Raw genomic sequence first — 15,470 nt, forward strand, 5'->3', positions numbered from 1 at the left:
GCGGCAAGCCTCGCCGTTAAGTTGACATTAGCAAGGAACACTTACAGAACATCGACAAATGTTCACGGCCCGTTCCGATTCGTCGGCGGGCGCATGAGGGCCTGGCGATGCTCACGCGCAAACAGCACGAACTGCTGATGTTCATCCATGAACGCATCCAGGAGACCGGCGTCTCCCCTTCGTTCGACGAGATGAAGGAGGCGCTCGATCTGGCCTCCAAGTCCGGCATTCACCGGCTGATCACGGCGCTGGAGGAACGCGGCTTCATCCGCCGTCTTGCTCACCGCGCCCGCGCCCTGGAAGTCACGAAACTGCCTGAACAGGCGACGGCCGGCGCGCCGCGCGGTCGCGCCGGGTTCAAGCCCGACGTCATCGAGGGCGGCGGCGGTGTCAGACCTGCGGCGCCGATGGCGGCCAACGACACCCGCGAATTGCCGCTGATGGGCAAGATCGCCGCCGGCACGCCGATCGACGCGATCGAGCATGAAACCGCGCGCTATCCGGTTCCGGAATCGATGCTGGGTTCTGGCGAGCACTACCTGCTGGAGATCGAAGGCGACTCCATGATCGAAGCCGGTATCCTGAACGGCGACATGGTGGTGATCAAATCGACCGACAACGCCGCCTCCGGCGAGATCGTGGTGGCTCTGGTGGAGGGCGAGCAGGCGACGCTGAAACGCCTCCGCAAGAAGGGGGCGTCGATCGCGCTGGAACCCGCCAACCGCAACTACGAGACCAAGATTTATGGTTCGGATCAGGTTGCCGTCCAGGGCAAGCTGGTCGGCCTCATGCGCCGGTATCACTGACCTCCGGATCGGACTGACGCGTCCAGGGGCGGTCGCCGCGAACGTCGGCCGTCCACACCGCGCGCCACCGGTTCGGCTCGCCCGAACTGTCGCGCCACAACTCCACCGCCCCACCCCGCGCAAAGTCCACGCCGTCCAGGACGAGGCGATCCTGACACGCGCTCGGGATTGAGATGACGACGGCGCGGACGCTGACGACGGGCGCCGCGCGACATAACATCTCCATCTGATCGGAACTCGGCGACTTTCGCCCCCACCAGATCGCCACGGGACCGGCCTCATCGGTGTCCGGCCGACAGGAAAAGCGGTCGCAGACCCAGCCTGTGTCTGAGCGATCCGTCATGGTCAGCCCCCGTCTCCGTGACCAGAGATCGACTGCAAATTCGCGCACGCCAGGCCGCACGACGACCGCCGCCTGGTCACGATGAAAGGCGGCGTTTGTCCCGCCATCGCCAATCCAAAGGTCCGGCGTCGGCGCACGCGGCCAGATCAAGACAGCCGCTGCGAACGGCAGTCCCAACCAGCGCAGGCGGCCCTGCCACAGACAAACGAACAGCACGCCCAGAAAGGCGATCGGCAGGACATAGTTCGGAGCGCTGGCGACGGTTCTGACCGCGCCGGGCAATCCCGCTGTCCAGGCGCCGATCGCCAGCATCAGATCGACGCCCCATCCCGCAACCGCAAGGAACGGTCCCCCCAGGCCCAAGGGCTCAAGCGCTGCGCCTAAGGCCAGCGCCGGCATCAGGATGAAGTCCGCCACGGGCGACGTGCCGAGATTGGCGAGCAGTCCGTACATGGCGGTGCGGTTGAAATGCTGCATGGCGAACGGTCCCGTCGCCAATCCTGCGACGACGCTGGCTGCCACAGCCGCCGTCAACCAACCGCCCAGCCGTTGGACTGCCAGGATCGGCCAGGGCGCGGATATCTCGCGCGGGCGCTTCGGCCAGGCCTCTACCAGGGCGACCAAGGCCGCCGTCGCCGCGAAAGACATCTGAAAGCCCGGCGTGACGATGGCTTCAGGCTGTATCGCCAGAACGATAAAGGCCGCGACCGCCAGGCCGTGCATCGTCACAGCTTGCCGATCCAGCAGGATGGCGAGAAAGGCGATGGAGGCGGTGATGGCCGCCCGCTCGGCCGGGGGCGGCGCGCCAGACACGACCAGATAGACCCCGACCGCCGTGAGGCCCGCCAAGGCCGCGACTTTCTTGCCGTGAACTCTCAGGGCCAACCAGGGCCAGGTCGCGACGCCCAGCCGCACGGCGAAGAAGACGAAACCGCCGACGATGGCCATATGCAGCCCTGATACCGACAGGATGTGCGCCAGGCCGGAATCGCGCATCACATCCATGTCCTCCTGACTAATCCAGGTTTCATGGCTGGTGGTCATTGCCGCCGCGATCCCGCCGGTTCGTTCGCCGAGGCGTGCGACAATCCGCTCGGCCAGTGCGAAGCGGGCGCCGTTGATCGCCATTTCAAGTCGAAGCCGCCACGGCGGCGGGGCCAGATCGGCCGTCCGCGTGTCACCCAAGGCGAACGCCACGCCGCCCATCCCCTGAAAGAAGGCATTGCGCCCGAAATCGTAGGCGCCGGGGCTGGCCGGCGCCGGCGGCGGATTCAAAATGCCGAACAGTCGGATCGCTTCGCCGGGCCGCGGCGGATCGCCCCGCACCGTCGCCCGCAAGCGCACCGGCGTCTGCTCGGGCGTCAGTCCGCGAATCCAGACCGGCGCGATCACGACCCGCGCGCCGCGCTGACCCGGGCTGTCGACATCGGCGACCCAGGCTTCGATCACGGTCGGTTCGCTGAGGACGGGCGCGATCGGCGCGGCGACGGCTTCGGTGCGCACCTTGGCTACCGCCAGCCCGCCTGAAACGCAGGCCAGCATCAAGAGCAGCCAGGTCAGGCGCCGCGACCCGCCACGCCGGCGCGCCACGACCCACAGCCCAAAGGCCAAGGCGGCGCCCAGCAACAAGGGCCACAAGACCGGTTCGGCTCGCAGGGCGAAATAGACGCCGCTGCCCGCGCCGAATGCGACCGGCGCCCATAGCCGCCATCTCAGGGTCTGGGCGGCGACCTCGGCGTCCAGCCAGGCGCGCAATCGCGCAGCGGGGGTAGGTTTTGCCGCATCGGGGCGTATAAGGGCCTCGCTTACGGACCCCTCCCCCATGACCTCACCTTCCTCGACTGTCGTCACCCGCTTCGCCCCCTCGCCGACAGGCTATCTGCATATCGGCGGGGCGAGAACCGCTTTGTTCAACTGGCTGTACGCCAAGCGACACGCTGGACGTTTCCTGATCCGTGTCGAGGATACCGACCGCGAACGTTCGACCGATGAGGCGGTGAAGGCCATCTTCGATGGTCTGAGCTGGCTGGAGCTGTTCTCCGACGACGAGCCAGTGTTTCAGTTCAGCCGGGCCGACCGCCACCGCGAGGTGGTCGATCAACTGCTCGAAACCGGCCATGCCTATCGCGACTTCGCCTCGGCCGAGGAGACCGGTCGTCTGCGTGACGAGGCCAAGGCTGAAAAGCGCACTTTCGAATCGCCCTGGCGCGACCGTGAGCCGACCGTGGACGACCTGGCGCTGCCGCACGTCGTGCGCTTCCGTCGGCCAAAGGCGACGACGGTCACGGTGGCCGATGAGGTCCAGGGCGACGTGAACTGGTCGACCGACGACTTGGACGATCTGGTGCTGCTGCGTTCGGACGGCGCGCCGACCTATAACCTCGCCGTCGTCGTGGACGACCACGACATGGGCGTGACCCACGTCATTCGCGGCGACGATCATCTGAACAACGCCGCGCGCCAGAGCCTGATCTACGATGCGCTGGGCTGGACGCGCCCGACCTTCGCCCACATCCCCCTGATCCACGGACCGGACGGCGCGAAGTTGTCGAAGCGTCACGGCGCCCAGGCGGTGCATGAATATGCCGAGATGGGCTATTTGCCCGAGGCCATGCGCAACTATCTGGCCCGCCTGGGCTGGGCGCACGGCGACGACGAACTGTTCAGCGACGCCCAGGCCATCGCATGGTTCGATCTCGCCGGCATCGGCAAGGCGCCGGCCCGTCTGGACTTCGATAAACTGGCCCACGTCAATTCGCACTGGCTGCGCCTCGCCGACGATGAACGGCTCGCCAAGCTGACGCTGGATGCGCATCTGCTGAAGGGCCACGCCCTGGCGGAGGCGGACGAAGCCCGCCTCCAGCGCGCCATGCCTTTCGTCAAGGACCGCGCCAAGACGATCCTCGATCTAACCGACCAAACCGCCTTCGTGCTGAAATCGCGCCCGCTGACCCTGGACGACAAGGCGCAGGCGCTGCTGTCCGGTGAGACGCTGGATCGCCTCGCCCGCTTGCGCGAACGGCTGTCCCTGTTCCAATCCTGGGATGTCTTCGCACTGGAAGCCGAGCTCAAGGCCTTTGCGGAATCCGAGGGCGTCGGGTTCGGAAAAATCGGCCCGCCGATGCGCGCGGCGCTTACCGCAGGGTCAACATCACCTGATATTGCACGAACTTTGTCGGCTCTTGGGCGCGACGAAAGTCTCGGGCGCTTGGATGATGCGCTGCAACAGACTAAGTGATCACCCACAAACCAAAAAGCGGCCGACGCCTCCCCGCGCCTGGACGTGTGATGCAAAGGGGCATTCATGACTGAACAAGCCAAACCCGCCGGCTCGGCGACCCTGTCCTTCGAGGACAAGACGATCGAGTTGCCGGTCCTTTCGGGCTCCACCGGCCCGGACGTCATCGACATCCGCAAACTCTATGCGGGAACGGGCGCCTTCACCTTCGATCCCGGCTTCACCTCGACGGCGGCCTGTGAATCGGCTCTGACCTATATCGACGGCGACGCCGGCGTGCTGCTGCACCGCGGCTATCCGATCGACCAGCTGGCGTCGAAGTCGAACTTCGTGGAGGTCTGCCACCTGCTGCTGCACGGCGAACTGCCGACCGCCGCTCAGTATGAGAAGTTCGAAAACAGCATCACCACCCACACGATGCTGCACAGCCAGTTCGATCGCTTCTTCGAAGGCTTCCGCCGCGACGCCCACCCGATGGCGATCATGGTCGGCACCGTCGGCGCCCTGTCGGCCTTCTATCACGACAGCCTGGACATCCACGATCCGATCCAGCGTGACATCTCGGCCATTCGCCTGATCGCCAAGATGCCCACGATCGCGGCCCGCGCCTACAAATACCATATTGGCCAGCCGTTCGTTTCGCCGCGCAACGACCTGTCCTACGCCGAGAACTTCCTGCGCATGTGCTTCGCCGTGCCGGCCGAGGACTATCACGTCGATCCGGCCCTGGTCCGCGCCATGGACCGCATCTTCACCCTGCATGCCGACCACGAGCAGAACGCCTCGACCTCGACCGTGCGTCTGGCCGGTTCGTCGGGCGCCAATCCGTTCGCCTGTATCGCCGCCGGCATCGCCTGCCTGTGGGGCCCGTCGCACGGCGGCGCCAACGAAGAAGCGCTGACGATGCTCAAGGAAATCGGCACCCCGGACAAGATCCCGGAGTTCATTCAGGGCGTGAAGGACCGCAAGTACAAGCTGATGGGCTTCGGCCACCGCGTGTACAAGAACTACGACCCGCGTGCGAAGGTCATGCAGCAGTCGGCCTATGAAGTGCTGGCCGCCACGGGCCGCGAAAACGATCCGCTGTTCCTGGTCGCCAAGGAGTTGGAGAAGGTCGCCCTGTCGGACGAATACTTCACCTCGCGCAAGCTGTTCCCGAACGTCGACTTCTATTCGGGCATCACGCTGTCGGCGATGGGCTTCCCGACCACCATGTTCACCGTCCTGTTCGCCCTGGCCCGCACCGTGGGCTGGATCTCGCAGTGGCAGGAAATGATGGCCGATCCGTCGCAGAAGATCGGTCGCCCGCGTCAGCTCTACACGGGCCCGACCCAGCGCGATTACGTGCCGATCGAACAGCGCGGCTGAGACGAAGGCTAGAATGCGAAACGCCGGGGAGACATCCCCGGCGTTTTTCTTTGTCGTCAGACCAGCTTCAAATCCGCGAACCGGGCGGCCAGGTCGTCCAGATCACGGTGCATATGGGCCACGCCGATCGCAGCAGCCCCCAGAGCCACGTCGTCGCCCTCGACAGCCATGGAGAGGGCCAGGCTTTGGTCGATCGCGCCCATGGGCTGGGCGGCCCTGCCCTGAGACAGAGCCTTGAGTTGCTCCACCGCGCGCTCCGCATCCTGTGACCAGGGATCCAGCCGGGCGCCCGCACCCTCGGCCTGGAAACCGCGCCCCAGGATGACGATGTCGCTGCGCACGCGCCAGAAGGCGCGCACGAGCGCAGCCCGGTCGGCGGTCTCACGTTGCGGACCGGGGAGATCGATGACGTTCTTGGCGGCCTGACCCAACGCATCCAGCCGCCGCTTCAGATCGGCATGACGGCGCGAAATCTCGGACGCATCCTCCGGGTCGGCCTTAGACACCAGAGCCAGCAGCGCCGCCGCCTCGCCCGCCGCCTCGCGCGCCTGAAGTTTGAAGGACTGCCTGGCATGGCGCGGGAACAGGGCCAGGATCGCCAGCACGCCCACGCCGCTGCCGACCAAGATTTCCATCACCCGATCCAGCGCGAGGGACGCCGGCCCTTCCGCGCCCGTCCCGCCGGCGATGACGATGGTCGCCGTCACGGGCGCGACCTTCAGCCAAGGCCGCCCGCCTGCCAGGAAGGCCAGCAGCCCGGCGGAGACGGCGATGCTCAGCGCCATGCTTTCCAGGCCCGGCGGACGAAGGAAGGCGAAGACCGCCCCCGCCAGCGCTCCGGTCGCCGTACCGATGGCCCGGTCGCGCGCAACGGTCAGGACGCCGCCGCCGACGCTCGCCTGAATGACGACGATGGCGGAAATCACGCTCCAGTACGGGTGCGGCAGGTTCAGCCAGGTCGCGAGATAGAGCGCGGCCATCGCGCCCACCGCCATCTGCAGCGCGGCGCGGACCTCGGCCGCACGTCGCGGACTGAGCGCCCGCGCCATCGTCAGTTCGCCGATTTGGCGGCGATGACCCTGAGCACGGCGTCGGCAGCCAGTTCGGACGGATCCGGGCCTCCGCGCCCCATCAGATCCAAGGCCGCCGTCTGGCGACGCGCCTGTTCGGTCGCCAGGGCCGGGTCGGCCAACAGCCGCCCAACCGCCGCCGTCAGGATGGCCGGGGTCGCCTCGTGCTGAATGAACTCGGGCGCGATCCGGTCGTCAGCCGCGACATTGAACAGTGTGATGTGCTTGGCGGTCACGAACCGCTTCATCAGCTGATAGCTCAGCCCGTCGATCTTGTAGGCGATGACCATCGGCGCGCCCGCCAGCGCCAGTTCGGTCGACACGGTGCCGCTGGTGGCCAGGGCGATGGTCGCGGCGCGCATGGCGTCATATTTTTCGGCTTCGTCGACCAGGTGAACGCGGAAGGGCCAGGCGGCGACGCGGGCCGCAACATCCTGAGCGACCGTCCCCGCGGCGACTACGGCGACTTCCAGGCCCGGGTTCGTGGTCTTCAGTTTTCTGACCGTCGCCTCATAAACGGGGGCCATCCGCGTGATCTCGCTGGGCCGGCTGCCGGGCAGCACTAGGAGAAGCTGCGCATCGGCGGCGATCCCACGACGCGCACGAAACGCTGCACCGTCCGCAGCATCGACATTCACATGAAGCGCCGACGAACCGACCACAGTCGTCGGCAGGCCCTCGCGCTCGAACCAGGGCGCATCAAAGCCATAAAGGGCCAGAAGATGATCGACGGCGCCCGCCAAGGTCTTGGCCCGGCCCGGCCGCGAGGCCCAGACCTGAGGCCCGACGTATTTGATCAGCGGCAGGTCCGGGCGCGCGGCCCGAATCGCCTTGGCCACACGGATCGTGAAGCCCCAACTGTCGATCAGCACCACGGCGTCAGGCTTTTCCCGCTCGGCCAGAGCCGCCGTCTGCTCGACGCGCCGCTTGACCTTGCCATAGGCGCGCAAGCCCTCGATCCAGCCCAGGATCGACAGTTCGGCGATATCGAACGGGCTGGCGACGCCTTCAGCCGTCATCTTGGGCCCGCCGACGCCGACAAAGGCCACATCGTCCCCCAACCGCGCCTTCAACGCCTTGGCCAGACCGGCGCCCAGCGCATCGCCCGAAGCCTCAGCCGCCACCAGCATGATCTTCAGCGGACGGCTCACCGATCCTCGCCCCAGACGAACAGACCCAACCGATCGGCCGTCTCAACGATGGCCGGACGGTCGATCAGAATCAAACGTCCGGCCACACCGCCGATGCCCGCCAGACCCGCCGCCGCCGCCATTTCGACAGTGCGCGGCCCGATCACGGGCATATCGACGCGCAGATCCTGGATCGGCTTGGGCGCCTTGCCGAGCGCGCCTCTGGGGCTATCAACCGCTCCACGCAAGTCGGCGGGCAGATCGGCGACGCGGGTCAGCATGGCGTCCGTGCCTTCCTGCGCCTCGACCGCAAGGACCAGGCCGTCACAGACCACGGCGCCCTGTCCGATATCCAGTTCACCTGATCTTTCGGCGACATGCAGCGCCTTCTTCAGATCGGCTAGCTGCTCGTCGGTCGGCGAGACCGCGCCCAAGGCGCCCGCGCCAAGCGTTTCGCCGCCCAGTATGTCGTCGGCGCCCTCGACGGCGAAGCCTTCGGCCTCGAACACCGACAGGATCTTGCGCAGCAGGGCGTCATCGCCTTTGGAGGCGGCGGCGACGATGCCCGGCAACAGGGTCGCTCCTTTAAAGTCGGGTTTCAACGCTTTGAAATCCGGCCGATTGACGATGCCCGCCAGACACACGGTCGTGCAGCGCTCTGACTTCAACGTCTTCAGGATCGCGCCGATCTGCGCCATGCCGAACTCGGCGCCGGGCCAGCGCGCCAGATGTTCATCGGCGAACCCCGCCAGACGGATCACGAAAACCGGCCGCCCGAGCGTATCGCAACGCGCCGCGACAGCCGCCGGCAGATCGCCGCCGCCGGCGATCAGACCCAGCTTTCCAGCCGCGCTCATTCCGCGTTGGGCAGGCACAGCGGACGCCGCCCGCCGTCGCGGATGAAGGCGATGATCTCCATGATCTCGGGCAGGTCGGCATAGCGTTCCGCTACGCCATCGATCCGACCGGCGAACTCGCCGTCGCTCTCGAACAGATCGCGATAGGCTGCAAGCAGACGCCGCACCTGATCCTTGCCGTAGCCCTTGCGCTTAAGGCCGATCAGATTCAGCCCACGCAGCCGCGCATGATTGCCCCAGGCCGAGCCATAGGGGATGACGTCGCGCGTCACCGCCGCCAGGCCGCCGATGATCGCGCCCTGCCCGACGCGGCCGTTCTGGTGCACCGCGCACAGTCCGCCCAGGAACACCTTGTCCCCGACCTGGGCGTGACCGCCCAGGGTCGCGTTGTTGGCCATGACCACATTGTCGCCGACGACGCAGTCGTGGCCGACGTGGGCGCCGGTCATGAACAGATTGTTCGACCCCACGACCGTCACCCCCGTCCCTTGCGGCGTGCCCCGATTGAACGTGCAGTGCTCGCGGATCAGGTTGTTCTCGCCGATCTCCAGCAGAACCGTTTCGCCCTTGTAGCCATTGTGCTGCGGGTCGCCGCCGATGACGGCGAACGGGTGGATGACCGTCCCGGCCCCGACCGTCGTGTCCTGCTGGACCACGACATGGCTGACCAGACGCACATTGTCGCCCAGCACAACATTCGGCCCGACCGTGCACCAGGGGCCGACCTCGACTCCCTCGGCCAGGGTCGCCGTCGCGTCGATCAGAGCCGTGGGATGAACGGTCATCAGGCCGCCGGCCCAGGTGCCGGAGCAGGCACAGTCACGACCATCGCCATGAACTCGGCTTCGGCCGCCAGCTTGCCGTCGATGAAGGTCTCGCCCCGGAACTTGTAGGCGTCACCCCGCGCGCGGATCACCTTGACCTCCATACGGAGCTGGTCGCCTGGCCGCGCGGGCTTTCTGAAGCGAACTCCGTCGATCGACATGAACATGATGACCTTGTCGGCCACGGCGACATCCAGCGTCTTGGACATCAGCAGGGCGCCGGTCTGGGCCATGGCCTCGACGATCAGCACGCCGGGCATGACGGGATCGATCGGGAAGTGACCGGGGAAGAAGGGCTCGTTGTGGGTAACGTTCTTGATGCCGACGATCGACGTCGCGGGCACGAAGTCTTCGGCCTTGTCCACCAGCAGGAAGGGATAACGGTGCGGCAGCCGCCGCATCACCTCGGCGTAATCGATCTTGCCTTCGACGGCAGTCGTGTCGCTCATCCCTATGATTCCTTCGGAGCCTTCTTCGATGAGGCCTGTTTGGCGAGCCAGACCGTCTCGCGCAAGAACTGTCGGATCGGACGCGCCGGATAACCCGACCAGGTCTCGCCGGCAGGAACATCGGCCAGCACGCCGGCGCCGGCCGCGACGCGCGCGCCGTCGCCGATCGTGATGTGGTCTCCGATCCCCGCCTTGCCGCCGAAGATGACATTGTCGCCCACGGTCACAGAGCCCGAGATGCCGGTATTGGCGACCAGCAGGCAGTTGCGACCAATGACGCAGTTGTGGCCGACCATGACCAGATTATCGATCTTGGTGTTCTCGCCGATGACCGTGTCGTCATAGGCCCCGCGGTCGATGCACGAGTTGGCGCCCACCGTCACGCCGTCCTGAAGGATGACGCGGCCCAGTTGGGGAATATCCATGACCCCCGCCGCCGTTCCCGTGGCGCCGAAGCCCGCTTCGCCGATCCGGGCGCCGGCATACAGCTTCACCCGGTCGCCGATCAGCGCAAAGGCCACGCTGACGTTGGCCCCGATCACGCAATCGCGGCCGATCTGCACGCCGGGCGCGATGACGCTGTTGGCGCCGATGCGAGACCCGCGACCGATGCGGACGCCCTGCCCCAGGATCGCGCCGGGTTCGACCACGACGCTGTCGTCCTCGGCCGCCTCGTCGCGGCTGATCGCTTTATCCAGGAGTATGGGCCGATGCAGCGCCAACGACGCCTTGGCCCAGGCGGCTTGAGGCGTGCGCGAGGCGATGACGGCGGCGGACGACGGCGCGGCGTCCTTGGCCTCAGCCGGCACGATAACGCAGCCGGCCTGGGTCGTCGCCAGCGCGGCGGCGAACTTGCGGTCGCCCAAAAACGCGATCGCGCCCCCGTCCGCAGAGGACAAGGGCGCGACGGAGGCGATCATGCGATCCCCGCCCCGCTCGACCTCGCCGCCGATCTGCGCCGCCAGATCGGCGACGCTGAGGGGTGACAGGGTTTCGAAAAAGCGGGAATCGGGCATCGACGACTTAGTTGGCGGCGGCCGGTTGAGCCTGCGTCTGCGCCGGCACGGCCATACGGTTGAAGCTCAGCGTCGGCAGGGCCGTGTTCAGGCGCTGGATCGCCAGATCGGTGACGTCCATGGCCGGGTTCATCATGAAGACGCTCTCGCGGTCCAGCAGCAGGCCGCAGCCCTTCTCCTGATACAGGGCGGTCAGGATCGGCGAGACGGCCTCGGTGATGGCCTGACGCTGCATGCCCAGGGTGTAGCGCAGCTCGTTTTCACGGGTGGCTTCCAGCTGCTGGGCTTCTTGAGCGCGCTGCTGCAGGGCCTGACGGCGCTGTTGCAGTTGGTCGGCCGGCAGGCTGGAGCCCGCCGATTGCAGCTGCTGGGCTTCGGTTTGGATCTGAGTTGCATAAGGTTGCAGCTCGCCCTGAACTTCTTGGGCCAGCTGCTGCATGCGGGCTTCGACGGCCTGGCCGGCCGACGACTGGGCCAGAAGACGCGCATTGTAATAGACGCAGACGCCGGGAATGACCGGGCCGGGGTTGGCGGGCGCGCCGGCCTGTTGCGCCGAGGCGGCGGTGGCGATGAGCGAAGCAGCGGCGGTCGCCGCGATGATCAGAGCTTTCATGGTGTTTCCTCGTGCGGTCGAAAAAGCCGCGATTAGAACTGAGTGGAGGTCGAGAAGCGGAAGGATTCCGTCTTGTCGTAATCTTCTTTGGACAGAACCTTGGAGATGTCGAAGCGGATCGGACCCATCGGCGACTTCCAGTGAATGCTGACACCCGCCGACGCGCGCAACGACAGCTCATCGGCGATGTTGGTGTTCACCGTGCCGGTGGACGTCAGCTTGTAGCGATCGTCCAGGACGCCCAGCGTGCCGACATCGGCGAACAGCGAGGTCTTGATGCCGTATTGCTCGGGCAGATAGTTCGGCAGGGTCAACTCCACCGTGCCGATGGCGTAGAAGTTGCCGCCCAGCGCATCGGTCGTAGTCAGATCGCGCGGCCCCATACCGGCTGTCTCGAAGCCGCGGAAGCTGTTGCCGCCCTTGAAGAAGCGGTCGTTGATGCGGATCGGATCGCCGTTCCAGCCGCTGACGTAGCCGGTCGAACCCTGAACGCTGACGATCCAGTTGGGCGTGAAGCCGTAGTACCAGCTCGCATCGGCCTCGGTCTTCACATAGTTCACGTCGCCGCCCAGGCCCGCGAGGTCCTGACGCAGCGAGCCGGCCCAACCGCGTGTCGGACGGATCGGATCGTTGGTGTAGTTGACCTGCAGCGTATAGCCGGCCGACGAGTTGATGAAGCTGCCCACTTGATCGCACAGGGCGGAGGAGCCCTGACCCACGCCGGTGCAATAGCCGTCCGGCACGATGATCTCATCGGACTTCAGGAAGTAGCGGGTGCTGAGCAGCATATTGCCGTTCAATGGATAGGACAGACGCAGCCCGCCGCCTGTCGAACGATAGTCGTATGACGAATATTGGCTCAGGTCATAACGCGAGTGGAACAGGTCGAAGCCGGCGCGCAGATCACGGCCGAGGAACTTCGGCTCGGTGAAGCGGAAGTCGACCTGTTGACGCAGCGAGCCCCACTCCAAACGGGCGACCACGTTCTGACCGCGCCCACGGAAGTTCCGCTCTGAAATCCCCAGGTTGACTGTGAAGGAATCAACGGAGCTGAAGCCCGCGCCGACAGACAGTTCGCCGGTGGGCTGCTCCTGAACGTTGACGTTGATGACCGAACGGTCCGGTGCGCTGCCGCGCGTTTCCTCGACCGTCACGTCCTTGAAGAAGCCCAGAGCGCGCAGGTTGTTGCGCGAGCGCTCCATCAGGGCGCGGTTGAAGGCGTCGCCCTCGGTCAGCAGCAGTTCGCGGCGAATGACCGGGTCGATCGTGCGGGTGTTGCCGACCACATTGATGCGATCGATATAGACGCGCTGGCCCTCGGACACGTTGAAGGTCACATCGACCGTGTCCGTCTCGGGATTGGCCTTGTAGGTCGGATTGATCTCGACGAAGGCGTAACCGGCCGAACCGGCCGCGAACGTCAGGGCGTCGACCGCCTGTTCGATCTTGTCGCTCTCGTACAGCTGGCCTTCCCGGATCGGCACCAGAGCCTTGAGGAAGTCGGCGTTCAGGCGGTCGTTCTGGGTGACGACCTTGATCTCACCGAAGTTGTACTTGTCGCCTTCGTTCAGCGTCAAAGTCAGCTGGAACGCCTGATCGTCTGGCTGCAGTTCGGCGACCGAGGACACCACGCGGAAGTCGTAATAGCCGCGGTTGGTGTAGAACTTCCGCAGCTGTTCCTGATCGTATTCCAGGCGATTGGGGTCGTAGTTGTCGTTGTTTGAGAAGAACTTCCACCAGGTCGATTTCTCGGTGACCATCACGCCGCGCACGTCGCGATCCGAAAACGCCTCGTTACCCAGCACGTTGATGGCGCTGATGCCGGTCTGCGGGCCTTCGTTGATTTCGAAGATTACATCGACGCGGTTCTGTTCCAACTGGACCAGTTTGGGCGTGACGGTCGCAGAGATGCGGCCCTGCAGGCGATACAGTTCGACGATCGCGCCGACGTCCTCCTGAACCTTGGCGCGGGTATAGATGCCGCGCGGCGCCAAGGTGACTTCCTTGGTCAACTTGTCCTTCGACAGCGCCTTGTTTCCCTCGAACACCACCTGGTTGATGATCGGGTTCTCGACGATCTGGACGATCAGGTCGCCGTTCTGGATACCAAGTTGCACATCGGCGAACAGGCCCGTGCGCGACAGGGTGCGAACCGCGACGTCCAGCACCGAGGCGTCCACCGCGTCACCGGGGCGGATCGGCAGATAGGAGAGGACCGTCGTCTGGTCGATCCGCTGCGCGCCCTGCACGATGATGCGATTGATCGTGATCGTCTGCGGCGCAGCGATCTCGACACGCGGTTCGGCAGCGCTCGCCGGGGCCGTCTGGGCTGGCGTTTGAGCCGGCGCAGCGGGCGTCGTCGTCGCCGGCGCGGTCTGGGCCGGCGCAGTCTGCGCCAGCGCGGGCGCGCCCAGCCCAGCAGCGACCGCCAGAGCCAGCAGGCTGGAGCGGGCGCTCAGTCGAACGGCGGCGCGAGAGGTCATGTCATTCATTCGGGAAACCGTCGGGGGCTGGCGTCGGCTCACGAGACGAGCCCGCCGAGGAATTGGAAGATATTGAGCTTCTGTAGGTCGTTCCACGTTGCGAACAACATAAATCCCGCCAAAAGCGCAAGGCCTGCACGATAGCCCATCTCCTGGAACCGCGCCGACACAGGCTGTTTCGCCACAGCCTCATAGCCGTAGAAAAGCAGATGCCCGCCGTCGAGGACCGGAATGGGAAGCAGATTTAGAAAGCCGATTCCGATCGAAAGTATGGCGGCCAAGGTTGTCAGCGTCAGGATCAGGTTGATCGCCATGGCGCCAGGCGCTGGATTGGCTTCGACCGCGGCCGTGGTCAGCGAGCCCGTCGCCTTGGCCATGCCCAGCGGACCGCTGAACTGATCGCCCGACTCGCGGCCGGTCGCCAGGCGTCCGAGGTAAGTCAGGGTCGAGCCGATGACGTCGGCCGTCTGGCGCGCACCCTCCACCACGGCGTCGACAGGGCCGTAACGCACGTGGCGGACATCCCCGGCCGACGAGCCCAGCCCCAGGCCGATACGGCCGACCTTGACCCGTCCGGCGATGGGATCGTTTTCCTCACGGCGTTCAGGCGTGGCGACCAGTTCGACCGGACGCCCGGCGCGCTCGACCGTGAAACGCACGGGATCACCGGTCGAGAGCATGACGGTGCGGGTGACCGCGCTGCCGTCCTTGATAGCCTTGCCGTTTACCTCGGTGATCAGGTCCCCGACCTGGAATCCGGCGGCGGCGGCGGGCGATCCCGCCTGGACCTGCGCGACGCGCGCGGGGCGCAAGGACACGCCGACGGCCATGAAGACGACGGCGAATATGGTGATGGCCAGGATGAAGTTGGCCATGGGTCCGGCCGCGACGATCAGGGCGCGCTGCCACACCGGCTTGAAGTGGAAATAATCGCGCTCGGCGCCCGGTCCACGCTCGGCGACCACACGGCGACGCAGTTCGTCCAGCCCGGCCCGATCAGGCACGCTGGACGCATCCAGATCGCCCGAGAACTTCACATAGCCGCCCAGCGGCAGCCAGCCGAGACGCCATTCGATGCCGTGACGGTCCGTGCGGCTGGCCACGGCCTTGCCGAAGCCGACCGCAAACCGGTCCACCTTCACGCCAAAGGCGCGCGCGACAAGGAAGTGACCCAGTTCGTGGATGGTGACGATGAAGGTCAGCACCAGCAGGAACGAGGCGATGGAGATCAGGACCTGACCCAGGACGCCCAGCATTCGAAAATCGTCTCCCC

The 15,470-nt window shown here is 66.0% G+C and carries 13 protein-coding genes; 3 read left to right on the top strand and 10 right to left on the bottom strand.

The annotated features are described in order from the left end of the window. Positions 1 to 107: 107 nt before the first annotated feature. Entirely contained in the window at positions 108 to 806 is a 699-nt protein-coding gene (gene lexA, locus VH88_RS10395) for a transcriptional repressor LexA (RefSeq protein WP_039247444.1), read from the top strand. On the opposite strand, the gene VH88_RS10400 is transcribed toward lexA, so the two are convergent. Continuing rightward, positions 787 to 2,973 carry a ComEC/Rec2 family competence protein gene (locus tag VH88_RS10400; RefSeq protein WP_045811197.1) on the bottom strand — a complete coding sequence of 729 codons (2,187 nt, stop codon included), beginning with the start codon at positions 2,971 to 2,973 and terminating at the stop codon, positions 787 to 789. The two genes, lexA and VH88_RS10400, sit on opposite strands and share 20 nt — an antisense overlap. Here VH88_RS10400 and gltX point away from each other — a divergent pair. After that, on the top strand, positions 2,972 to 4,387 hold the full coding sequence (gene gltX / locus VH88_RS10405) for a glutamate--tRNA ligase (RefSeq protein WP_045811198.1): 1,416 nt from the start codon (positions 2,972 to 2,974) through the stop codon (positions 4,385 to 4,387). The two genes, VH88_RS10400 and gltX, sit on opposite strands and share 2 nt — an antisense overlap. A gap of 66 nt (positions 4,388 to 4,453) precedes the next feature. Further along, positions 4,454 to 5,755 carry a citrate synthase gene (gene gltA, locus VH88_RS10410; RefSeq protein WP_045811199.1) on the top strand — a complete coding sequence of 434 codons (1,302 nt, stop codon included), beginning with the start codon at positions 4,454 to 4,456 and terminating at the stop codon, positions 5,753 to 5,755. A 56-nt stretch (positions 5,756 to 5,811) separates the two neighbouring features. Here gltA and VH88_RS15390 read toward each other — a convergent pair whose 3' ends face one another. From VH88_RS15390 to VH88_RS10455, 9 genes are read right to left on the bottom strand one after another with little or no spacing between them, the layout of a single operon-like run. Further along, on the bottom strand, positions 5,812 to 6,804 hold the full coding sequence (locus VH88_RS15390) for an FUSC family protein (RefSeq protein WP_052689552.1): 993 nt from the start codon (positions 6,802 to 6,804) through the stop codon (positions 5,812 to 5,814). 2 nt (positions 6,805 to 6,806) lie between these two features. Continuing rightward, positions 6,807 to 7,976 carry a lipid-A-disaccharide synthase gene (gene lpxB, locus VH88_RS10420; RefSeq protein WP_045811200.1) on the bottom strand — a complete coding sequence of 390 codons (1,170 nt, stop codon included), beginning with the start codon at positions 7,974 to 7,976 and terminating at the stop codon, positions 6,807 to 6,809. Next, complete coding sequence (locus VH88_RS10425) at positions 7,973 to 8,812, bottom strand: LpxI family protein (protein ID WP_045811201.1); 840 nt, start codon at positions 8,810 to 8,812, stop codon at positions 7,973 to 7,975. The genes lpxB and VH88_RS10425 overlap by 4 nt, the downstream gene beginning before the upstream one ends. Beyond that, a complete protein-coding gene (gene lpxA / locus VH88_RS10430; RefSeq protein WP_045811202.1) occupies positions 8,809 to 9,597 on the bottom strand; it encodes an acyl-ACP--UDP-N-acetylglucosamine O-acyltransferase in 789 nt (262 codons plus the stop codon). The genes VH88_RS10425 and lpxA overlap by 4 nt, the downstream gene beginning before the upstream one ends. Then, on the bottom strand, positions 9,597 to 10,091 hold the full coding sequence (fabZ, locus tag VH88_RS10435; protein ID WP_045811203.1) for a 3-hydroxyacyl-ACP dehydratase FabZ: 495 nt from the start codon (positions 10,089 to 10,091) through the stop codon (positions 9,597 to 9,599). Before fabZ ends, lpxA begins: the two co-directional genes overlap by 1 nt. Continuing rightward, positions 10,088 to 11,101, bottom strand: coding sequence for a UDP-3-O-(3-hydroxymyristoyl)glucosamine N-acyltransferase (lpxD, locus tag VH88_RS10440; protein WP_045811204.1), 1,014 nt, complete (start codon positions 11,099 to 11,101; stop codon positions 10,088 to 10,090). Before lpxD ends, fabZ begins: the two co-directional genes overlap by 4 nt. A 7-nt stretch (positions 11,102 to 11,108) precedes the next feature. After that, positions 11,109 to 11,714, bottom strand: a complete 606-nt coding sequence (locus VH88_RS10445; protein ID WP_045811205.1) for an OmpH family outer membrane protein — start codon at positions 11,712 to 11,714, stop codon at positions 11,109 to 11,111. Between the two features lie 32 nt (positions 11,715 to 11,746). After that, the gene (gene bamA, locus VH88_RS10450; protein WP_082064458.1) at positions 11,747 to 14,206 is read right to left on the bottom strand and encodes an outer membrane protein assembly factor BamA; all 2,460 of its coding nucleotides are present in this window, start codon (positions 14,204 to 14,206) and stop codon (positions 11,747 to 11,749) included. 29 nt (positions 14,207 to 14,235) lie between these two features. Further along, on the bottom strand, positions 14,236 to 15,453 hold the full coding sequence (locus tag VH88_RS10455) for an RIP metalloprotease (protein WP_045811206.1): 1,218 nt from the start codon (positions 15,451 to 15,453) through the stop codon (positions 14,236 to 14,238). Positions 15,454 to 15,470: the final 17 nt, after the last annotated feature.

This window comes from Brevundimonas sp. KM4 (assembly GCF_000964075.1).
Classification (GTDB): Bacteria; Pseudomonadota; Alphaproteobacteria; order Caulobacterales; family Caulobacteraceae; genus Brevundimonas; species Brevundimonas huaxiensis.